Source organism: Pseudomonas sp. Cab53 (genome assembly GCF_018325965.1).
In the GTDB taxonomy this organism is placed as follows: Bacteria; Pseudomonadota; Gammaproteobacteria; order Pseudomonadales; family Pseudomonadaceae; genus Aquipseudomonas; species Aquipseudomonas chlororaphis_E.
On sequence record NZ_AP021902.1, the window covers coordinates 3453339 to 3475257 of the forward strand.

The 21919-nt window shown below is 64.2% G+C and carries 17 protein-coding genes; 9 read left to right on the forward strand and 8 right to left on the reverse strand.

Translation table 11 applies throughout. From position 1 onward, the window contains the following. Nucleotides 1-10: 10 nt before the first annotated feature. Nucleotides 11-616, reverse strand: coding sequence for a tRNA isopentenyl-2-thiomethyl-A-37 hydroxylase MiaE (gene miaE / locus KI241_RS14905; RefSeq protein WP_042729178.1), 606 nt, complete (start codon nucleotides 614-616; stop codon nucleotides 11-13). 159 nt (nucleotides 617-775) lie between these two features. Between miaE and KI241_RS14910 the strand changes: the two genes are divergently transcribed. Continuing rightward, nucleotides 776-1639, forward strand: coding sequence for a universal stress protein (locus KI241_RS14910; RefSeq protein ID WP_042729179.1), 864 nt, complete (start codon nucleotides 776-778; stop codon nucleotides 1637-1639). Nucleotides 1640-1819: 180 nt separating this feature from the next. On the opposite strand, the gene KI241_RS14915 is transcribed toward KI241_RS14910, so the two are convergent. Beyond that, nucleotides 1820-2290: a DUF1289 domain-containing protein gene (locus tag KI241_RS14915; protein ID WP_042729180.1), complete on the reverse strand. Its 471-nt coding sequence runs from the start codon at nucleotides 2288-2290 to the stop codon at nucleotides 1820-1822. Between the two features lie 407 nt (nucleotides 2291-2697). Here KI241_RS14915 and acnB point away from each other — a divergent pair, with 407 nt between their 5' ends. Continuing rightward, nucleotides 2698-5298, forward strand: coding sequence for a bifunctional aconitate hydratase 2/2-methylisocitrate dehydratase (gene acnB / locus KI241_RS14920; RefSeq protein WP_042729181.1), 2601 nt, complete (start codon nucleotides 2698-2700; stop codon nucleotides 5296-5298). 260 nt (nucleotides 5299-5558) lie between these two features. Here the strand turns inward: acnB and KI241_RS14925 are convergent, their stop codons facing one another. After that, nucleotides 5559-6839: a serine/threonine transporter gene (locus KI241_RS14925; RefSeq protein WP_042729182.1), complete on the reverse strand. Its 1281-nt coding sequence runs from the start codon at nucleotides 6837-6839 to the stop codon at nucleotides 5559-5561. 301 nt (nucleotides 6840-7140) lie between these two features. On the opposite strand from KI241_RS14925, the gene KI241_RS14930 reads away from it, so the two are divergent. After that, nucleotides 7141-8094 carry a 2-hydroxyacid dehydrogenase gene (locus tag KI241_RS14930; RefSeq protein ID WP_042729183.1) on the forward strand — a complete coding sequence of 318 codons (954 nt, stop codon included), beginning with the start codon at nucleotides 7141-7143 and terminating at the stop codon, nucleotides 8092-8094. 40 nt (nucleotides 8095-8134) lie between these two features. Here KI241_RS14930 and tssA read toward each other — a convergent pair whose 3' ends face one another. The 5 genes from tssA to KI241_RS14955 are packed head-to-tail and all read right to left on the reverse strand — an operon-like array spanning nucleotide 8135 to nucleotide 15681. Continuing rightward, nucleotides 8135-9217 carry a type VI secretion system protein TssA gene (gene tssA, locus KI241_RS14935; protein WP_212802659.1) on the reverse strand — a complete coding sequence of 361 codons (1083 nt, stop codon included), beginning with the start codon at nucleotides 9215-9217 and terminating at the stop codon, nucleotides 8135-8137. After that, complete coding sequence (locus tag KI241_RS14940) at nucleotides 9214-13071, reverse strand: type VI secretion protein IcmF/TssM N-terminal domain-containing protein (RefSeq protein WP_042729185.1); 3858 nt, start codon at nucleotides 13069-13071, stop codon at nucleotides 9214-9216. Before KI241_RS14940 ends, tssA begins: the two co-directional genes overlap by 4 nt. Further along, nucleotides 13068-13829: a DotU/TssL family secretion system protein gene (locus KI241_RS14945; protein WP_047738836.1), complete on the reverse strand. Its 762-nt coding sequence runs from the start codon at nucleotides 13827-13829 to the stop codon at nucleotides 13068-13070. The genes KI241_RS14940 and KI241_RS14945 overlap by 4 nt, the downstream gene beginning before the upstream one ends. 18 nt (nucleotides 13830-13847) lie before the next feature. After that, nucleotides 13848-15179: a type VI secretion system baseplate subunit TssK gene (gene tssK / locus KI241_RS14950; RefSeq protein ID WP_042732184.1), complete on the reverse strand. Its 1332-nt coding sequence runs from the start codon at nucleotides 15177-15179 to the stop codon at nucleotides 13848-13850. Nucleotides 15180-15228: 49 nt separating this feature from the next. Beyond that, nucleotides 15229-15681 (reverse strand): hypothetical protein, encoded by a 453-nt coding sequence (locus KI241_RS14955; protein WP_042732185.1) that lies wholly within the window; start codon nucleotides 15679-15681, stop codon nucleotides 15229-15231. Between the two features lie 223 nt (nucleotides 15682-15904). On the opposite strand from KI241_RS14955, the gene tssB reads away from it, so the two are divergent. The 6 genes from tssB to tssG all read left to right on the forward strand — a co-directional run bounded on the left by tssB (nucleotide 15905) and on the right by tssG (nucleotide 21918). Then, nucleotides 15905-16465 (forward strand): type VI secretion system contractile sheath small subunit, encoded by a 561-nt coding sequence (gene tssB, locus KI241_RS14960; protein WP_042732186.1) that lies wholly within the window; start codon nucleotides 15905-15907, stop codon nucleotides 16463-16465. Between the two features lie 30 nt (nucleotides 16466-16495). Continuing rightward, complete coding sequence (gene tssC, locus KI241_RS14965) at nucleotides 16496-17977, forward strand: type VI secretion system contractile sheath large subunit (RefSeq protein ID WP_042732187.1); 1482 nt, start codon at nucleotides 16496-16498, stop codon at nucleotides 17975-17977. Between the two features lie 224 nt (nucleotides 17978-18201). Further along, entirely contained in the window at nucleotides 18202-18699 is a 498-nt protein-coding gene (locus tag KI241_RS14970; protein WP_024776584.1) for an Hcp family type VI secretion system effector, read from the forward strand. Nucleotides 18700-18711: 12 nt separating this feature from the next. Then, complete coding sequence (gene tssE / locus KI241_RS14975) at nucleotides 18712-19155, forward strand: type VI secretion system baseplate subunit TssE (protein ID WP_042732188.1); 444 nt, start codon at nucleotides 18712-18714, stop codon at nucleotides 19153-19155. Beyond that, nucleotides 19139-20929, forward strand: a complete 1791-nt coding sequence (gene tssF, locus KI241_RS14980) for a type VI secretion system baseplate subunit TssF (protein ID WP_212802660.1) — start codon at nucleotides 19139-19141, stop codon at nucleotides 20927-20929. The genes tssE and tssF overlap by 17 nt, the downstream gene beginning before the upstream one ends. Continuing rightward, nucleotides 20893-21918 carry a type VI secretion system baseplate subunit TssG gene (gene tssG, locus KI241_RS14985; RefSeq protein WP_042732956.1) on the forward strand — a complete coding sequence of 342 codons (1026 nt, stop codon included), beginning with the start codon at nucleotides 20893-20895 and terminating at the stop codon, nucleotides 21916-21918. Before tssF ends, tssG begins: the two co-directional genes overlap by 37 nt. The last annotated feature ends 1 nt before the right edge of the window (nucleotide 21919 follow it).

Consider the following 21919-nt stretch of genomic DNA (forward strand, 5'->3'; position numbering starts at 1 on the left):
GCAAACAGCCCTATGCCACAGGCACACCACTGTGGAAACGAAACTCCACATCCGGCGATTCGATCAGTTCCCGCTCGGCCTCGCGGACCTTGTCGATCACCTGGGCAATGTCCTTGGCGTCCCCGTACTGGTAGGCCAGTTTCAGATACCCCTGGAAATGCCGGGCCTCGCTTTTCAACAGGCCGAAATAGAACTTGCCCAGCTCTTCGTCCAGATGCGGCACCAACGCCTCGAAACGCTCGCAACTGCGTGCTTCGATGAAGGCGCCCACCACCAGGGTGTCCACCAGCTTGACCGGTTCATGGCTGCGCACCACCTTGCGCAACCCCGAGGCATAGCGCCCGGCCGAGAGTTGGCGCAAACCGATCTTGCGTTTTTTCATCAGGCGCATGACCTGCTCGTGATGCACCAACTCTTCCCGGGCCAGGCGCGACATCAGGTTGATCAGGTCGACGTGGGAATGGTACTTGGCGATCAGGCTCAGGGCGGTACTGGCGGCCTTGAACTCGCAGTTCTTGTGGTCGATCAGCAAGGTTTCCTGGTCGGCCAATGCCGCCTGGACCCAACCGTCGGGTGTACGGCAGCCAAGGAACTCGTGGATTTCGGGAAGGATCATGGGGCTCACGGACAAAGGTAATCGAGCGAAGGGCGCCGATTATACCGGCCCGCCTCAAGACCACCAGCCACGACTGTTGATATGCATCAAGTCGACGGTTGACCCACAGCAACTATAGTTGAGCAACGCCATGCCTTTTCATTGCAGGAGACGCCGATCATGCAAGCCATTCGCAGCATCCTGGTGGTCATCGAACCCGAACATGCGGAAAGCCTGGCGCTCAAGCGCGCCAAGTTGATCGCCGGCGTGACCCAGGCCCACCTGCATCTGTTGGTCTGCGACAAGCGGCATGACCATGCCGGCCTGCTGAGTGTGCTCAAAGCCGGGTTGGCGGCGGACGGCTACAGCGTGACGACCGAACAGGCCTGGAACGAAAGCCTTCATGAAACCATCATCGACGTGCAACAGGCCGAAGGTTGCGGCCTGGTGATCAAGCAGCACTTCCCCGACAGCCCGCTGAAAAAAGCCCTGCTCACCCCCGCCGACTGGAAGCTGTTGCGCCATTGCCCGACCCCGGTGCTGCTGGTGAAAACCGCCGGTTCATGGAAGGACAAGGTGATCCTGGCCGCCGTTGACGTGGGCAATGCCGACGGCGAGCACCGCCACCTGCACACCACCATCATTGACCACGGCTATGACATCGCCGGCCTGGCCAAGGGGCACCTGCACGTCATCAGTGCCCACCCTTCGCCAATGCTCTCGGCGGCCGACCCGACCTTCCAGCTCAAGGAAACCATCGAGGCCCGTTATCGCGAACAATGCCGGGCGTTCCAGGCAGAATTCGACATCGACGACCAGCACCTGCACGTCTCCGAAGGCCCGGCGGACGTATTGATCCCGTTCATGGCCCACAAGCTGCAGGCGGCGGTGACGGTGATCGGCACCGTGGCCCGCTCCGGGCTGTCCGGGGCCCTGATTGGCAACACCGCCGAAGCGGTGCTCGATACGCTGGAAAGCGACGTGCTGGTGCTCAAGCCGCAGGAGGTGGAGGACCATCTGGTGGAGCTGGCGGTCAAGGATTGAAGCGAACCGATCTTGTGGCGAGGGGATTTATCCCCGCTGGGCCGCGAAGCGGCCCCAAATCAGGCAACCGAGCATGTCAGGTCGATCGTATCGACCACACTAGGGCTGCTTCGCAGCCCAACGGGGATAAATCCCCTCGCCACAGGTGTTTCTGCAGTTCCCAGGCGGCACATCACTGTCTCAACCGCCAAACGCATCCTTGAGAAACCCTGGCGCAATGTAGCGCTGGTAATGGGCTTCGGACAAAAGGAAAAACTCTCGATCGATGGCGTCCCGCAGGTCCGGCAGCTCCCAATCGCGGAACTCCGGCAGCAATACCATGCCGTAGGCTTCCAGATTATTGATGACCCGCGCGCCGCGGGCGATCAACTGATAGGCCCAGCAATACTCCGACTGGTGCGGCACGAAGCGGATCTTTCGATCTTCGAGCTGCCGGCGCAGCAGGCCGGGGTCGAACACCTCCAGCTTGGCCACCATCACCTGCACCAGCAACTGCTCCAGGCGCATCCACACCGCGCGCTTCTCGTCCTCGTTGTAGCCGTTCCAGTGGATCACTTCATGGTGGAACCGCTTGCAGCCCCGGCACACCAGGTCACCGTAGACAGTGGAGCAAAGGCCGACACAAGGGGTCTTGATGAGCTGGTTGGGCATAAGGAAAAACACACGCAAAAGCAGGACAGGCCGGCATGTTAGCCCTTTGTCTAAGATTGATCACCCCTCAAACTTCCCGCTCGAACTTACCTTTAATTTTTTTTTGCCGTAGAATCAGCCAGCCTTTTAAGGCGCCAATGTCCGTTAGAAGCTGTTTTCAAAGCGTCACGAGCACAGTCGTTCCTTCAGAGCGGTGTTGGCGGAGGGTCTTTCCAGCGGGGAAAGCCCAACGCCAACCCTCATCAGCTCCCCGTTCTGCAGGCGTAAAACTTTGAAAGCAGCTTCTGTGAGGAACCCCGGAAACTCTGGCGTGGTGGCCCAAAAAGCCCCCGACGCGCATGAGTACCGCGGGTTTCTGGATGAGCGTCCCGGACACCCATTTGGGACCACTGATGAGGGTAATAACTGTGCTTGAAGCCTACCGCAAACATATCGAAGAGCGCGCCGCACTGGGTATCGTTCCCCAGCCGCTTAACGCCGAACAAACCGCAGGCCTGATCGAGCTGCTGAAAAATCCTCCGGCGGGCGAAGAAGCTTTCCTCGTTGACCTGATCACCAATCGCGTTCCGCCTGGAGTCGACGAAGCCGCCTACGTCAAGGCCGGTTTCCTCTCCGCACTGGCCAAGGGCCAGGCCCAATCCCCCCTGCTGGACAAGAAGCGTGCCGTCGAGCTGCTCGGCACCATGCAGGGCGGCTACAACATCGTGACCCTGGTCGAGCTGCTGGACGACGCCGAACTGGCGCCAGTGGCCGCCGAAGAACTCAAGCACACCCTGCTGATGTTCGACGCCTTCCACGACGTGGCTGAAAAAGCCAAGAACGGCAACGTTCACGCCAAGGCCGTGCTGCAATCCTGGGCCGAAGGCGAGTGGTTCAAGAAGCGCCCGGTGCTGGCCGACAAGATCAGCCTGCGCGTGTTCAAGGTTCCTGGCGAAACCAACACCGACGACCTGTCCCCTGCCCCGGACGCCTGGTCGCGCCCTGATATCCCGCTGCACGCCCTGGCCATGCTGAAAATGGCCCGTGACGGCATCGTTCCGGACGAGCAAGGCAAGACCGGCCCGATGAAGCAGATCGAAGAAATGCGCGGCCAGGGCTTCCCGATCGCCTACGTCGGCGACGTGGTCGGCACCGGTTCCTCGCGTAAATCCGCCACCAACTCGGTGCTGTGGTTCTTCGGCGACGACATCCCGTACGTACCGAACAAGCGTGCCGGTGGTTTCTGCTTCGGCAGCAAGATCGCCCCGATCTTCTACAACACCATGGAAGACGCCGGCGCCCTGCCGATCGAATTCGACGTGTCGAACATGAACATGGGCGACGTGATCGACCTGTACCCGCATGCCGGCAAGGTCTGCAAGCACGGTACCGACGAAGTCATCACCACGTTCGAAATGAAGACCCCGGTCCTGCTCGACGAAGTGCGTGCCGGCGGCCGTATCCCGCTGATCATCGGCCGTGGCCTGACCGAGAAGGCGCGCGCCGAGCTGGGCCTGCCACCGTTCGACCTGTTCAAGAAGCCTGAAGCACCTGCCGAAAGCACCAAGGGCTTCACCCTGGCGCAGAAGATGGTCGGCAAGGCTTGCGGCGTAGCCGGTGTGCGTCCTGGCACCTACTGCGAACCGAAGATGACCACCGTGGGCTCCCAGGACACCACCGGTCCGATGACCCGTGACGAGCTGAAAGACCTGGCCTGCCTGGGCTTCTCCGCTGACCTGGTGATGCAGTCCTTCTGCCACACCGCGGCGTATCCGAAGCCGATCGACGTGACCACCCACCACACCCTGCCTGACTTCATCATGACCCGCGGCGGCGTTTCCCTGCGTCCGGGCGACGGCATCATCCACTCGTGGCTGAACCGCATGCTGCTGCCAGACACCGTGGGCACCGGTGGTGACTCGCACACCCGCTTCCCGATGGGCATCTCGTTCCCGGCCGGTTCTGGCCTGGTGGCGTTTGCCGCAGCCACCGGCGTCATGCCGCTGGACATGCCGGAATCGATCCTGGTGCGCTTCAAAGGCAAGATGAAGCCTGGCATCACCCTGCGTGACCTGGTTCATGCCATTCCTTACTTCGCCATCCAGAAAGGCCTGCTGACAGTCGAGAAGAAAGGCAAGAAAAACGCCTTCTCCGGCCGCATCCTGGAAATCGAAGGCCTGGAAAACCTGACCCTGGAACAGGCTTTCGAGCTGTCCGACGCCTCGGCCGAACGTTCCGCCGCCGGTTGCACCATCAAGCTGTCGAAAGAGTCGATCACCGAGTACCTGCAGTCCAACATCACCCTGCTGCGCTGGATGATCGGCGAAGGCTACGGCGATGCCCGGACCCTGGAGCGTCGTGCACAAGCGATGGAAGCCTGGATCGCCAACCCAGAGCTGATGGAAGCCGATGCCGACGCCGAATACGCCGAAGTCATCGAAATCGACCTGGCCGACATCAGCGAGCCTGTGCTCTGCGCGCCGAACGACCCGGACGACGCCCGTCTGCTCTCCAGCGTTGCTGGCGAGAAGATCGACGAAGTGTTCATCGGTTCGTGCATGACCAACATCGGTCACTTCCGCGCCGCCGGCAAGCTGCTGGATCAGGTCAAGGGCCAGCTGCCAACCCGCCTGTGGTTGTCGCCGCCGACCAAGATGGACGCTCACCAGCTGACCGAAGAAGGCTACTACGGCATCTACGGCAAGGCCGGTGCACGGATGGAAATGCCAGGTTGCTCGCTGTGCATGGGTAACCAGGCACGCGTGGAGCCGAACTCCACCGTGGTGTCGACGTCGACCCGTAACTTCCCGAACCGTCTGGGCGACGGCGCGAACGTCTACCTGGCTTCGGCCGAGCTGGCGTCCGTGGCTTCGATCCTGGGTCGCCTGCCGACCGTCGAGGAGTACCTGGAATACGCCGGCAAGATCGACAGCATGGCAGCGGACGTGTACCGCTACCTGAGCTTCGACCAGATCGCCGAGTTCCGTGAAGCGGCTGCAAACGCCAACATCCCGGTCGTTCAAGCCTAAGGCTTAGACGCTCGACTGAAACGCCGCCCTTCTTGTGAGGGGCGGCGTTTTTTTATGCCTGTAGATTGGTGCCAGCCGAACCATCGCCTTCGCGGGCAAGCCCGCTCCCACAGGGATGGAGGTGAACCTGACTCCCATCAACACCACAGAACCACTGTGGGAGCGGGCTTGCCCGCGAAGGCGTCAGCTCAGCCAACATCTTCGTGCCTGATCCAACGCTTTCGCGAGCAAGCTCGCTCCCACAAGGTGAGGGTTGCAGGTCAGGCGGCGAGGGAGTAGACCAGCGCGGTGATCGCCACCAGGCCTACCAGCACCACAAAGACATTCGACGCCTGGCCACGATAACGGGCCATGGCCGGGACTTTGCGGATGGCGTACATCGGCATCAGGAACAGGATGGCCGCGATCACCGGGCCGCCCAGGGTCTCGATCATGCCCAGGATGCTCGGGTTGAGCGTGGCGACGATCCAGCACACCACCAGCATGAACGCGGCCGTGAGGCGGTCCAGGGTCTTGGGAGCGGGACGACGGCCGCTCTTGACGATCAGCCCCTTGAGGCCTTCGCTCGCACCGATGTAGTGCCCGAGGAACGACTTGGAGATGGCCACGAACGCAATCAACGGCGCCGCAAAGGCAATGGTCGGATTACTGAAGTGGTTGGCCAGGTACGACAGGATCGACAGGTTCTGCGCCTTGGCCTCGGCCAGTTGCGCCGGGGACAGGGTCAACACGCAACTGAACACGAAGAACAGCACCATCACCACCATCAACACATGGGCACGCGACAGGATCTGCGCGCTGCGCGCTTGGGCATTGGCGCCGTAACGGCGCTTCTGGTCCACCGCAAACGCCGAGATGATCGGCGAATGGTTGAACGAAAACACCATCACCGGGATCGCCAGCCACAAGGTGTGCAGCAGCGCGGAAGGCTCAGGCACCGTCGACGCGGTACTCAGGATGCCACCATTCCAGTGCGGGACCAGGAACACCGCCAGGAACAGCAGCGCCACGATGAACGGGTAGACCATCAGGCTCATCGCCTTGACGATCACCTGCTCGCCGCAACGCACCACCGCCAGCAGGCCGAGGATCAGCACCAGCGAGAGTACCGCCCGGGGAGGCGGCTGAATGTGCAGTTGATGCTCCAGGAAGCTGCCCACGGTATTGGTCAGCGCCACGCTGTAGATCAGCAGGATCGGGAAAATCGCGAAGAAGTACAGCAGCGTGATCAGCGCACCGGCCTTGATGCCGAAATGCTCTTCCACCACCTCGGTGATGTCGGCGCCATCACGACCGGACAGCACGAAGCGGGTCAACCCACGGTGGGCATAGAACGTCATGGGGAATGCCAGCAGGGCCAGGATCAGCAGCGGCCAGAAACCGCCGAGGCCCGCATTGATCGGTAAAAACAGCGTGCCCGCACCGATGGCGGTGCCAAACAGCCCGAGCATCCAGGTCGTGTCCTGGCGACTCCATTGATCGAGAGTGGCTGGGGCTATCGTTTCAAAGCGCTCTTCGACGCTATTGGCCTGATCATTCATCCGGTCGGATCTCCGCGTTCCGGTCACATGCACCCGGCCAAGACGAGTCGGAAAACCCCGACAGGCAGCGCCCTGGCCGAAACAGGGGCGCGATTGTCCGGGATTAGCGAGCAGAAGCAAAGGCTTAGCTGAGGAGTGGTTGCCCATCACAACAAAAATGCCGGGGCACGCGCTGGCCAGGCTATCGCCGCTTTACACCAGCTCCTACACTCAGGACAAAATGCAACCTGTGGGAGCGAGCCTGCTCGCTCCCACGCTGATTGAGCCCGCCCGATCGCGCCAAAGCCCAAAGGAGCACAGCATGCCCGTCACCGTCCTGGTACTGGTTGAAACCGTCAATGAATACCTGCCGATCCTCGAGCGCCAGGGCTATCACCTGGAACTGGCGCCGACGCCGGCCGAGCGCAAGGCCGCGATTTTCGAACATGGCGAACGGTTCAACGCGGTGCTGACCCGTGGTCCCCTGGGCTTGACGGCGGAGGAAATGGCCGCCCTGCCCAACCTGCAGATCATCTGCGTGATCGGCGCCGGCTACGAGCAGGTCGACCTGCAGGCAGCGCGCAGCCGCGGCATCGTGGTGACCAACGGCGCCGGGGTCAACGCCTCCTCGGTGGCCGACCATGCCATGGCACTGCTGCTGGCGTTGGTGCGCGACATCCCCCGGGCCGACGCCAGCGTGCGCCGGGGCGAGTGGTCCAAGGTCATGCGCCCGTCCCTGGCCGGCAAGCGACTGGGCGTGCTCGGGCTGGGCGCCGTGGGCATGGCGATTGCCAAACGGGCCGCCCTCGGCTTCGACATGAGCGTCAGCTACCACAATCGCCGGATGCGCAACGACGTGCCCTATACCTTCTGCGCCACGCCGACGGAACTGGCACGGGCTTCGGATTTCCTGGTCGTCGCCACGCCCGGCGGCCTGGATACGCGCCAGTTGATCAACAAGCAGGCCCTCGATGCCCTGGGCCCGAACGGTTTTCTGGTGAACATCGCCCGGGCCAGCGTGGTTGCCACCGCCGAACTGATCAGCGCGCTTGAACACCGGCGGATTGCCGGGGCGGCCCTGGATGTGTTCGATCACGAGCCCGAAGTGCCGGATGCGCTGAAAAGCCTGCCCAATGTGGTCCTGACTCCCCATGTGGCCGGCCTGTCACCGGAAGCGACCCGTGGCACGGTCGAGTTGGTCGGCCAGAACCTGGACGCATTCTTTTCAGGCAAACCGGTGTTGACCCCGGTCCCGCTGCCCGAGTCCTACAGCTGATCGTGGCAGGGGCGCTCGCGCCCTCGCCACAGGACAGGGCTTACAGCACCCCCAGCAACGTCCACAGCCGTCGGGATTCGGCGTCGGCGCTGATCAACTCGCCCAGCAGCTCGCTCAACGGTTTGTTGCCCCACTCCACGCCCCGCCGGATCAAATAGGGCACCGGGCTGTGGGGCTCGGTGCGGGCCAGGTAACCGGCAATGACCAGCAGTTGGCGATAGGCTTCTTCGCGGTTGGCCGGTTCCTGGAAGACCTGGGCCGGCGCCACCTGTGACGGCTCGGCCGACGTCGCAGCCGTCGGCGCAGCGGGTGCCGGCGCGACGCTGGGTTGTTGTGGGTGCATCGCAATGAACTCCTCTACCAAGGCCAGCCAGGCCTGCATCACATCCTGCAGGGGTTTGTAGCTCGGGGCCAGTTGGTCCAGGCAGGCATCGCTCCAGGCTTGGAGCCGTTGCAGGTGTTGCAGGCTCAACATCAGGCTGCCCTGGCGATGCAACCAGAACGACAACGGCGTGCCGCGAATCAGTTCGTCGAGTTTCTTTTGATCGGTCCGCGCCGTCTCGACCGCGACCTTGGCGCTCTTGCTGTCATTGCCCAGCACCAGCCGGCGTTGCAGGCGTTGCCAGTCATGCAGGCAGAAATTGGCGTAGGTCGGGTCATCTCCATTGAGCAACGGCACCCGGGTCAGCAGCACCTCACTGTAGCGTCGCACCAACCACTCCAACGGCATCACCCGCCAGGAGCAGTCGCCGTCCTCGGCCTGGGGGTGCAAGTGCTCCGAGTAGCGTTCGCACAGGCCCGCCACCAGCGCCAAGCTGCCCGGCAAGCCCTCCAGGCCCGACAGGTGCAGCCAGGCCTCCCCCAGCCAGGCGCTGATCATCAGGTCCTTGCTGCGCTCAAGCAGCAGCAGGGTGGCGAGCCGTTCCAGCTCCGGCCATTGGGCGCGCTTGATCGGCGACTCCCAGACACCAGCAGGCAGACTGGTGTCGTCCTCGCGACGCATCTCGCGCAATCGGTCGTACACCGGTTCGTAGCGCAAATCCTGGCCACAGGGCGCCTGGGCGTCGAGCGGTTCCAGCAGTTGCGTGACCAATTCGGGCAATGGGCTGATCGGCAAGCTCATGGGGTCTCCTCACGGGTGGCGATGGTCGACGTCGACGAGGTCGCCATGAACGGCGAACGGGGCGCCCGGGTCGGCAGCGGCGGCATCGACAGCGGCAGCTTCGAGCCCTGGCTCATCAACGACACGCGCACGAACATCAGGGTTTGCTGGGCGACGCGATCCTGGGCCAGGCCCTGAGGCTGCGGGGCCTGCGTCGGATTGCGGGCGATCACCGGCAACTGCAAGGTCAACGGGAAATCGGTGTAGTCGACGTTGGGTTGGCGCTGGGCCGACACCAGCGAACGCATCAGGCGCAGCAATGACCACGGCCCCTGGTACTGCCAACCCGCCTCCAGGTCGCGCACCACCAGGTTCGGCTGCAGGGGGTCGTTGGCCGGACGCTGGTAGCCGTTGCGCGCCCAGCGCAGCGTCAGACTGACGGGTTGCCCGACCATCCAGCGCAGATTCTGCTGGGCCTCGCCCGGGTAGTTGATCTGTTGGTTGCCGGCGCTCAAATCCCAGGCGATCACCTGGTCGGCGCCACGTTCCTGCTCGCGATCGGTGCGCCAGCGCACGTCCATCTCCACGCCGAGAAGGCCACTCTTGTCCCGCACGAATAGAGGCCCGAGCCAGGTACCGGCCTGTTTCAAGCCCTTGAGAAAATCTTCGGCGGCCAGGCGGTCCGGGGTCTGGCTCAGGGTCAGCCCCGCCTGGGCCAGAGGCAAGCGGGTGTCGATCAACTCCAGCAGCCGCTGCACCCGCGCCGGGTCAGCGTCGCTGGCGCGCACATCCTGGGAAAACGGAAAGCGCCCGGCCAGGTACTGATTGAAGTAGTCGGCCAGGTCATTCCAGGCGGTCGCCGCCTGGTTCTGCTGCAGGTACAGGCAGCGTTGCAGGGCACTCTGTTGCAGTGCGACCGCACGCTGGGCCACGTCGCCGCGCCCGCCGGACAGGTTGGAGGTCTGCAGGATCTGCGCGCAGGAGGCCGTGTCCATCTCGATGAAGTCGCGGCTCACCAACTGTTCGAACTGCGCCGCCGAACTTGCCGGGTTCTGGCTCTTGTACTTGAGCAACTCGTCATTGAGGGCCATGAACCGAGCCACCTGGTCATGTTCCAGGGCCGACAGGTTGTCCTGCTGGACGATCAGCCATTCCAGCGCCGGCATACGCTGCTCGGCGATCTGCAACATGGCGGCGAACTGCTGGTTGAGGTTCAGCTTCAGGTCCTGGGGATCGGTGGCGCCATACAGTTGCAGGCCAAAGTTCTTCGACCCGTTCCAGCGCTGGACATCCGCCCGCTGGCTGAACAGCGGCTGGGCTTCGATCTCCTGCTGAGCGCTCCTGATCTGCGCCAGGGCGCGGCGATTGAGCAAGCGCTGCAAGCGCGTCGCCAGATCGCTGCGGTGCACGTCCATGAAGGCTTTTTGCAAGGCCACTGCCTGGGTGGTTTGCACGTTGAAGGGCATGCCCGGCAACTGTTCGTCGCTCTCATCCAGGCTCAGCCACATCGCCCGGGCCGCGGCGCCTTCAGCCGCCTGGATCAGGGCCTCCCGGTAAACCGGCGGGATGCGCGACAGTTCCTCGTTGGTGTAACTCTTGTAGCTGGCGAAGTAATTCAGGGCCACGCTGAAGTCATCGCTGCCGCTGCCCTGCCCTGTTGGATCGGTGTCGCTGTCCGACGGGGCCTTCTGCAACGCCAACGCGACGAAATCACGTTTGAACAAGGCTTGGACCGCGCCGTTCAGCGCCGTGACGTGATCCTGCAACACCAACAGCCCACTGCCCTGTTGCACCAGCAAGTTGTCCCGGGAACCGGCCTGGACAATCCACTGGTCGCGAAAACTCTGCTGCAGCTTCGCCGCCTGGCTCTCCAGGTCCTGCTCGATGTCGGGACCAAGCAGCGTGCTGTGGCCGACCTTGTCCATCAGTTGTGTGTAACCGGGCACCAGGTCCTGACCCTTGCCGCGCCCCCAGGCCGCATTGGTCAGGCTCACCAGTGTTTGCAAATCGTCGATCAGCGCCATCAGGTCTTCGAGCTCGCTCAAGGAGTTGCCGCCACCGGCCTCCAGCCGTTGCAGGTGCAGCTTGAGGTAGCCGGCCTGGCGCACGAAGTTGTCCGCCAGGAAGTAATGATCGAGCCAGCGCTGCATCAGGCCGGTGAAATTGTCCGAGACCACCGGTCGCGCGGCGTTCAGGTCCAGCCCCTTCAAATCATCGTTGTGGGCGTCAAACAGCACCCGGTTGTAGAAGCGTGCGCGGCTCAAGGTGCCGGTGTTGAGGTTCAGCGACAACGCGTTGTCACTCAGTTGCACCAGTTCATCCAGGGGCGCCTTGGGGTTGTTCACCGCCTGGTTGAAGAGTTGGTTGTGCTGCTCCAGGCGTACCGCCCGCTCCACCAGGTCCTTGGCCTTCACGTAGCTCTGCCATTGCGCCGGGTCTTCACTTTGCACGTTGCCACGTCGCTCGGTGTTGCGGATCGCCTTGAGCTGCTCCAGGTCCGCCGCCAGCAGGTCGCGCAACGGCAGTATCCAATGGTGCCGGGCCGTCAGGCGCAAGCCCTCCTCCAATTGCGTGTCCACCGAGGAAAACCACGACGTCGGGAACACCACCGAGACGAAGCGCCAGCGCGGTGCCTTCTCCAGCATGCTCCAATAGTTCTGCACATTGTGTCGGGTCGGTTCCAGACGGGGCTTGTCCGGGTCGAGCACCCAATGGTTCTTGTGGGTGCTGAGGATCAGTTGCGAGAGCTCCTCGGCCTGTTCGATCGAGTCCTGCCAGACCCAGACCATGCCCCCCATCCAGGCCAACCCAACCACCAGCGCCACCGCACCGGCCAACCGATGCCAACGCTGGCGCAAGCGCAACAGTCGGGGCACCGGCTGCGCCAGGCCGCGCTCGGCCACCAGCCGCCGTGCCCACAACTGCCGGGCGAACACCGTCTGACGCAAGGCGCTGTCACTGGCGATCACGGCGTCGGCGCCAGTGGCCGACGCCTGGCTGGCGGTGAAATACACACCGCGAAAACGCGGCGCCTCGCCTTGGGCATTGCCTTGGAACACCGGCTCCAGAAGGATCTGCAAGGCTCGGCGCAAACCTTCGAAGCGCTCCGGCAGCCCATAGAGATCACTGCTCAATTGGCCCGACAGCGCCCCGATTTCGATGATCGATTGCGACAACGCGGCATTGACCTGATCCAGCGCCTGATCGCTCCATTGCGACTGCCACGCCGCCTCCGGCAGGTAGGGTGACGACCAGCCCAGCGTCGATTCCCGTGCCTCGGCGGGCAGTGCGCTGATCAATTCCTGGAAGCCGGGCAGTTCTTGCATCCCGGTAATCACCACGTACACCGGCAGACTCAGGCCGAAGCGTTGCAGCAGGTCGATGAAACTGCGCCGGACCTTAAGGCTAAAGTCGGCGGTGTGCTCGATGTCGCCGAGCCGGTCGAACGGCACGGTCCAGATCACCGCATCCAGTGGCCGCTTGCTGCGCAAGCGCAGGAGCAGTCCCAACAGGCGCCACCAATTGCCCCGCTGCCGGTTCATGCCTTCCTCGGGCAGGAACAACGCCTGGGGCACCACCAGCACCGCGCCCTCGGCATCCGACCACCAGCGGCCAAACCACGCCGCCTTGTCCGTCGGTTGCAGGCGCCATTGGGCGCACAGCTGGGCCCCGTCAGTGTCGTTGCCGAGCATCAGCAGCCAGGGCATCTGGTAGCGGTCCCGCACGCCTTGCTCTTGCTCCATGTGGCGCACGGCCCCATAGAAACTGCGGATCGCCGCCCCGCCCTGGGTGCGCAGCCACCAGAGCGCCGCCACCACCAACAGCACCAGAAGAATGGCGAGCACCACCAGCGCGACGATGCTCAAAGAGCTCATGAGTCCTGCTCCTGGACCACCGATTCGTTCAGTTGCAGCACCGGTTCGAGTGCCCCACGGATGTCGCGCCAGAACACCTGCCCCAACCCCGTCAGCAACACCACCATCGCCAGGATCGCCAGCCCCAGACGCAACCCGTCCGGCAGCGATTGCTGCGCCGGCAACCGCAGCGGCGGTGCCGCCGCCGACAGCGCCAGGCGTTCGCTGACATCGACAAAGTCCGGTTCGTGCTGCCAGGCGAAGGTGAACAGCGCCACCCGCCATTTTTCATGCAGGACCTGGCCAGGCTCGCCCCGCAGGCGGCCCTGGAAACCGAGGATCAAACATTGCAGGTAGACATTGGCCAGGTCGCGGGTGCCGGGCATCTGCTCATCCAGCAGTTTCTTGATCGCCGCGGGCAAGCGCTCGCCGGCCTGGCGACTGGAATACATTCGCGATTCGAGCGGATGCTGCTGCCAGGCCAGTTGCCCTGGCCACGGGGTGAACAGCAGGGTTTCGTCCACCAGGGCGACGAAGGCATAGACCACCGACTTGACCTGCTCGCTCGCGGCGTCGCCAACGGTGGCGAACGCCATTCGCCACAGGCGCTGGGCGCAGCGCCCGGAAAACTCCACCACGCGGCTGACCACGACGGCGGGGTCGCTTTCCTTGGGCAGGTCCTGCCATTCCTGGGACCACTTCAGCCAGGCCTGGCGAAAAGCGCTGCTCAGCGGCGCCTCGTGCAGACCCCGAACCGCCCCGCCACTTCCGTCTGGCATACGACTCCCCTTTTGCGATCAGGCACTTTCACCGGCTTGCGCCACGAACAACACCACTTGCCACGGGCTGCTGGCCTGGGCCGACGCCGGCGCCACGATGTGCAGCGGCAATTGCCCGTCGAACCATTGCCCGCTGGCGGCCACCACAAACAGACGGGTGTCGTCGCCGACGCTGTAGGCGACCTGCTCATTGCGGCTCATGGCCTGGTGGGGCAACCCGCTCATGCGCTGTCGACTCAGCAGCGGTACATGGGGCGCGGAGGCGATGATCGCGCCACGCAGCCATTCACCCGCCGCCTGCTCGCTGGCGCCGTTGGGCATGCGCAGGCCGATCACCAGGCGTTGGGTCGGTTGGTCGTCGGGTAACTGGATCGAGAAGACCTGGTCGTTACGTTCGAAGGCCAGGCTGCGATAACCGGCGCGGATCAACTCCAGGGTGGTTTCCAGCCAGTCGAGCAACGGCTCGTAGCCGCGTTGCAATTCGAGGAAATCCAGCGGCGCGAAAGCCGGCACGCCCGCCAGCGGATCGAGGGCCGACCACGCGCCAGCCAACCCCAGCAGCGCGCCGTAAAGCGATTGCGGCGTCGCCACCCGGGTGTTCAGCGCCCCTTCGACTTCCGGCAGCCGCGCCCACAGCGCCGTCAATTGTCGACGGATCTCCAGGGCGTCGTCCTGGTTGCCGGCGGCCTGGGCCTGGCGCAACCGGCCGGCGAGGAACATGCATTTTTCCCGCGCCCGGGCGCACAGCCCGACGATGCGCCGGCCCAACAGCGATTCCGGCAACAGGACCGGCGTCGGTGGCGTGTAGGGCACGCGCCAGAAGCCGCCGCCCTCCTTGCGAATGCGCAGCAGCGGCAGGCAGATCGAGTCGGCCCGGCTCAACTGCGTGCACAGCCTGGGGTTGGGTCGCCAGACCGTGATCGACTCGGGAAACTCGCCGCTGGTCAGGTCTGGCAATGCCTCGCCGACCACCGATTGCAGGCGCCCCTTGAGCGGCAGCAGTTGCCCGGCACGCCAGAGCGGACTGACGGCCAGGTACACGGTCACGGTGGCGTCGTCGGTCTTGTTGACCGCCTCGTTGATGTCCAGCTCCAGGGTCGGCCCGACCCCGGCCTGCAGGTTGACCGCCAACCCGTCCGGCAAGGTGCCTTGCAGTTGCAGCAGTCGCACCTGGCCGGCGCTCAGGGCCGAGGGGTCGACGTCCAGTTGACTGACGCCCCAGAACCAGGGGTTGCAGGCACCGGCGAAATGCGCGGCCAGGGCCTCGGCGCGCAGCCCTTGCAATTGAAAATGCTGGGGCAGCAATTGCATGCCCTCATGCCAGCACACCGCGTCAGGTAACAGACTCATACGACTCCCTTCGACATCTCAATGTCGCCGCCCCCAGGGCGGCCCGCGGTCACTCGGGCTGGCCGTCATTGACCAGTGTCATCTCACGACTTTCGAACTTCAGCCAGGCCGTGCGCTGGTCGTCCAGCCGAAGCCGGTGGGCTCCGGGAGTGTTATAGCTGGCGAAGACCAAAAGTCCAGCGGCACGCCGCCCCTCCAAGGGGAAGGGCTGATGGTCGATGAATTGCCCCGGCACCAGCTCCAGTCCCCAGACCGCCATGCGTTGACGATAATCGCGCTGGAACTGTTCGCGTTCGGCAAACCATTGGCGGGCGGTGATCCCCGACAACTGCTTGAGCAGGTCCGGGTCTTCGACGGCGATGAAATCCACCGCGATCGGCGTGTTGTCATTGGCCCCGGAAGCGACGTCCAGGGTCAGGCTGTCCAGGTCGACGCTGGGAGCAAAGAGCGAGCAACCGGTGAGCACCAGGCTCAAAAAAAATCCGGAAAAAAACACACGCAAAATGAATCTTCCTTTTCTCAGCGGTCAAAAATTGTTTTTGCTTGCATTTTTATAGACCTGTTCTAGCGTCTTGGATAGTTCGGCCAGCACGGTCGAATGCGCCAGGTTCGTCAAGGGAATGACAGGTTTTCTGCCCTTCATTTGCAACCTGTGGATCAGCAAGGGATTGCGATGAGCGGGCCTCCCGATGCATTGCGCCCCACATGCATCGGAGACGGCCACCATGGCAGAAAGTACCCAGCACAAGCTCGACCGAGTTCGCCCTCCCCGCGTCCAGATCACCTATGACGTGGAAATCGGCAACGCCATCGAGAAAAAGGAATTGCCACTGGTGGTCGGCATCCTGGCCGACCTCTCGGGCAAGCCATTGGACCCGTTGCCCAAGCTCAATGAGCGGCGATTCACGGAGATCGACCGGGACAATTTCAACGAGGTGCTCGCCTCCATCTCCCCACGTGCCACGCTCCAGGTGAACAACACCCTCAGTGGCGACGACAGCAAGCTCAACATCGAACTCAACTTCCGCCACATCGACGACTTCGACCCGGTCAAGGTCGTGGAGCAGGTCACCCCGCTGCGGCGCTTGTTCGAAGCCCGCCAACGCCTGCGCGACCTGCTGACCAAGCTCGATGGCAACGACGACCTGGACAAGCTGCTGCGCGACGTGATCGCCAACACCGAGGGCCTGCAGGAGATCAAGTCGGCGCGGCCCCAGGACGCCTCGCCGGAACTGCCCGCCGTAGCCGCCAACGATGACCCGGCCCCCGCCGAACCAAAGGCCTGATCGCGCTCATCATTCAAGGGAGATAAAGCCATGCCTGCTTCATCCAGCGCTCAAACCAGCGAGAGCACGACCCAGACCCTGTCCCTGCTGGACAAGATCATCGCCGAGGGCCGCATGGCCCACGACGACAGCCAGCAGGACTACGCCCGCGACATGCTGGCCGAATTCGCCACCCAGGTTCTCGACGAAGGCATGGCCATCGACAAGGACACCGTGGCGATGATCAACGACCGCATCAGCCAGATCGACGAATTGATCAGCGCCCAGCTCAACGAAGTGCTGCACCATCCCGAGCTGCAGAAACTCGAAGCCTCCTGGCGCGGCCTGCACCTGTTGGTGCAGAACACCGAAACCAGCACCCGGCTCAAGTTGCGCCTGCTCAACGTGACCCAGAAGGAGCTGCAGAACGACCTGGAGAAGGCCGTCGAATTCGACCAGAGCGCGCTGTTCAAGAAGATCTACGAAGAAGAATACGGCACCTTCGGCGGGCACCCGTTCAGCCTGCTGGTGGGCGACTACACCTTCGGCCGGCACCCGCAGGACATCGGCCTGCTGGAAAAACTCTCGAACGTGGCGGCAGCGGCGCATGCGCCGTTCATTGCCGCCGCCAGCCCCCGGTTGTTCGACATGACCAGTTTCACCGAACTGGCGGTTCCCCGTGACCTGTCGAAGATTTTCGAGAGCCAGGAACTGATCAAGTGGCGCTCGTTCCGCGAAAGCGAAGACTCGCGCTATGTGTCCCTGGTGCTGCCGCACTTCCTGTTGCGCCTGCCCTATGGGCCGGACACTCTGCCGGTGGAAGGCATCAACTACGTCGAGGACGTCAACGGCACCGACCACAGCAAGTACCTGTGGGGCAACGCCGCCTGGGCGCTGTCGCAACGCATCACCGAGGCCTTCGCCAAGTACGGCTGGTGCGCGGCGATCCGCGGCGCCGAGGGCGGTGGCGCGGTGGAAGGCCTGCCGGCCCATACCTTCCGCACCAGCTCCGGGGACCTTTCGCTCAAGTGCCCGACCGAAGTGGCGATCACCGACCGCCGCGAAAAAGAACTCAACGACCTCGGTTTCATTTCCCTGTGCCACAAGAAAAACAGCGACGTGGCGGTGTTCTTCGGCGGCCAGACCACCAACAAGGCCAAGCTCTACAACACCAATGAAGCCAACGCCAACGCGCGCATCTCGGCGATGCTGCCGTACGTGCTGGCGGCCTCGCGCTTCGCCCACTATCTGAAGGTGATCATGCGCGACAAGGTCGGCAGCTTCATGACCCGCGACAACGTGCAGACCTACCTCAACAACTGGATCGCCGACTACGTCCTGATCAACGACAACGCGCCGCAGGAGATCAAGGCGCAGTACCCGTTGCGCGAGGCGCGGGTGGACGTGACGGAAGTGGCCGGCAAGCCGGGCGCCTACAAGGCCACGGTGTTCCTGCGGCCGCACTTCCAGCTCGAGGAACTGACCGCGTCGATCCGCCTGGTGGCGACCCTGCCGCCACCGGTTGCGGCCTGACGACCGAAGCCTGCGGCGAGGGAGTTTTGTGGCGAGGGGATTTATCCCCGATGGGGCGCGAAGCGGCCCCGATTCCCGGCGACTCGGTGCTTGCGACAGATTGAGTCATCGGCACAAGGGGCTGCTGCGCAGCCCATCGGGGATAAATCCCCTCGCCACAAGGTTTGGCGTTCGTTCTTACGGTATTGGCACCACCTATTCGTTTTCTTCAGGAGTCCCACACCATGGATGCAATCATTCTCGACCTCGGCGGCGACATCAAGGGCGACAGCCTGCTGGAGGGCTTCACGGACAAGATCGAGGTCATGTCCTACAGCCACAACGTGGCCATGCAGGTCACCAATGACGTCAGCAACTCGGAGCGCACCTCCGGCCGGCCGCACATCGGTGAGTTCACCCTGACCAAGTTCATCGACAGCTCCACGCCCTCGCTCAACGAGTATTGCTGCGCCGGCAAGCCGATCCCACAGGCCGTCATCACCATCGGCCGCAACGCCGCCGAGGGCAGCGGCAAGATCATGCCGTTCATCGTCTACACCCTCACCAACGTCGTGCTGTCCAACGTCAGCGTCAGCGGCGGCACGGGCGGCAAGCCGGTGGAAACCCTGTCGCTGAACTTCACCAAGATCAAATGGGAGCTCACCGCCCAGAAAGACGACGGCACCAAGGAAGGTACGGCGGGCACGACCTGGGACCTGGCGGCCAACAAAATGACCAAGTAAGGAGGCTGCGCCATGGCCGGCTTCGGGTTTCGTCCGCCGCTGTTCGAACGCCTGGCCAGCCCGGCGGACGACACCGGTCGGGCGTTCGATCGCCAGGCGTTGCAGGACTCGGTCCACACCGAACTGTCGCGGCTGTTCAACACCCGGCGCGGGCCACGGGCACTGACCGAGCCACCGAGCATCCTCGACTACGGCATTGCCGACTGGACCGCGCTGCAACAGCAACGCAGCGATGATCGGCGCCAACTGACCCGGGAGATCCGCCAGGCGGTCAGCCACTTCGAACCTCGCCTGCGCCTGGGCGAGGTACAGGTCTGCCCGGTGCCCGGTCAGCCACAACAGTTGTGCATCCGGCTGCTGGGCGAACTGCGCGGCGACCCCCACGCCTGGCCGGTGGCCTTTGTGATCGAGCCCGCCGACGACGGCCTTGAGGTGCGCCATGAGCGACTCGATTGACCCGCAACTGCTGGACTATTATCAGCGCGAACTGACCTGGCTGCGTCACGCCGGGAGCCTGTTCGCCGAACGCTACCCCAAGGTCGCCCGGCGCCTGGAGTTGTCCCCTGGCGAATGCCCGGACCCCCACGTCGAGCGCCTGCTGGAGGGTTTCGCGTTATTGGCGGCGCGCCTGCAACGTCGGCTGGACGACGATTACGCCGAGTTCAGCGACGCCCTGCTCGAACAGCTCTACCCGTTGGCCATGCGCCCGTTGCCATCGTGTGCCATCGTCCAGTTCGAACCCGACCCGAGCAAGGGCAACCTCGACGAGGGCTACCCCCTGCCCCGCGACACGCCGTTGTTCGTCACCACTGACAAGGGCCAGAGCATTCACTTTCGCACCACCGCCGCCGTGCATCTGTGGCCGCTGGAAATCAGCGAGGCGCTGCTACTGGGCAGCGACGAGGCCCAAGGGCTGACCGGGGTGGTCCAGGCCCGTTCGGCCTTGCGCCTGAACCTGCGTTGCCTGGGTGAAAGCCAGTGGTCGACACTGGGGATCGAGCACCTGCGGGTGCACCTAGCCGCCTCGCCGATCATCAATGCCTGGCTCTATGACCTGTTGGGCGCCCACGCCATCAAGGTCCTCGCCGGGCCACCCGGCAGCGTGCCGGAGCCACTGGCCGGCCTGCCGCAAATAGTCGGTTTCGGCAGCGACCAGGCCTTGCTGCCGGACGAGGACGGCGTGCACCCGGGTATGCGTCTGCTGGCTGAGTACTTTGCCTTCCCCGACAAATTCGGTTTCTTCGACCTGCCACTGGCCGGCGCGAACAGCGACAACGCCTCCCTGTACCTCTACATCGTGTTCGACCGCGCTCCGGCCAGCCGCCTGCCGCTCCAGGCCAGCGACATCGCGCTGGGCTGCACCCCGGTGATCAACCTGTTCCCCAGAACTTCGGAACCGCTGCGCCCGGACGGCACTCGCAGTGAATACCGCCTGGTGGCCGACAGTCATCGGGAAAACAGCGTCGAGATCCACAGCATCCGTGGCATGCGCGCCAGTTCCAGCCAGGGCGTGCGCAAGGTGCCGGCCTACTACGGCAGCCAGCATGGCAACGACCCGTCGTGCTACTGGCATGCACGGCGGGTCAGCGGCATGAGCCCGAACCGGCTGGGCACCGACCTGATGGTCAGTCTGGTGGACACCCGGTTCGACCCACTGGCCGAGACCCGCGACTACAGCCTCACCGCCGAACTGCTCTGCACCAACCGACACCTGGCCCAGAGCCTGCCCGCCGGCACCCCGCTGGGCTTCGAGCGCCCGGGGCCGGTGGCCTGGGCCCGCCTGCGCAACCCACCCAGCCCCCAGAGCCTGCCGCGACTGGACGGCGAATCGCGCTGGCGACTGGTGTCGCAATTGACCCTCAACCATTTGTCCCTGGTGGAAGGCCCCCAGGCGCTCGATGCCCTGCGCGAGATCCTGGAATTGCATAACCTGCGCGACGAGGCCAGCGCCCGGCGCCAGATCGACGGCGTGTTGGGGCTGGGCTGCGAACGGGTCATCGCCCATGTTGGCGAGGACGCCTGGCGCGGTTGGCGCAACGGCCTGGAAGTGCGCCTGCAACTGGACCCGCAGCATTTCGTCGGCAGCAGCGCCGTGCTGTTCTCCGGGGTGCTGGCGCAGTTCTTTTCCCTCTACGCCACCGCCAACCGCTTCGTGCGCACGGTGCTGGTCCAGTCCGACAAGGAGGTGAAGACATGGCAACCCCAAGCCGGCAAGCCCCTGACGCTCTGAACCTGAGCCAACGCCTGCGACGCGACCCGCAACGCTTCGAATGGCTCCAGGCGTTGCAGGTGCTGGAGCGCGAGCATCCCCAGGCCGAAACCCTCGGCAGCGGCACCGCCCCGCACGCCGAGGCGCTGCGCTTGCGTGGGCCGCTGACGCCCGTGTTCGCCGCCAGCGAAGTCGAGCGCCTGGAGCAGGACACCGGCTCACCACCGACCCTGACCACACCGATCTTCGGCCTCGGCGGCCCGGACGGTCCGCTGCCCTACGCCTACCAGGAATGGCTGCAACAACGGGCACGGGCGCGGGACCACGCCCCAGCGGAATTTCTCGACCTGTTCCAGCATCGTCTGCTCAGCCTGCTGTACAAGGTGATGCGCAAGCACCGCATTGCCTTGGGCTTCACCGCCCCCGGGGCTTCGGCCGTACAGGCGCAGTTGCGGGCGCTGACCGGCCTGCTGCCCAAGGCCCTGCAAGAGCGCCAGGCCGCTCCCGATTGCGCCGTGCTCGCCTGCACCGCGCTGTACGCCGACGGCCGTCGTTCCCTGGCCGGCTTCGCGGCCATTGTCCGTGAGCAATTCGGCCTGCCCGTGGAACTGACCGGCTATGCCGGGGGCTGGCGGGAAATCCCGCCGGCCAGCCGCAGCCGCTTGCAGGTCGGGGGACGCAACCTGTGCCTGGGCCGCACGGCGGTGGCCGGGACCCGGGTCTGGGACGAGCATGCCGGCGTGCGCCTGACCCTGGGCCCACTGAGCACCGTCCAGGCCAACGGCCTGCTGCCTGACGGCGACGTCCATCCGCTGCTCGCCAGTCTCTATGCCTTGTATTTCGGCCCGGACCTGGACTGCACGCTGGTGCTGCTGGTCCGTGGCGCCGGGCCGTTGCAACTCGGCCACTCGACGGCGCCGCGCTTGAGCTGGAACGGCGGCCTGCAACGCCAGCCGAGCCTGGCCGTGCAACGCATCGAAACCCGCCTTCGTCAGCCGGAGATCGCCTGAA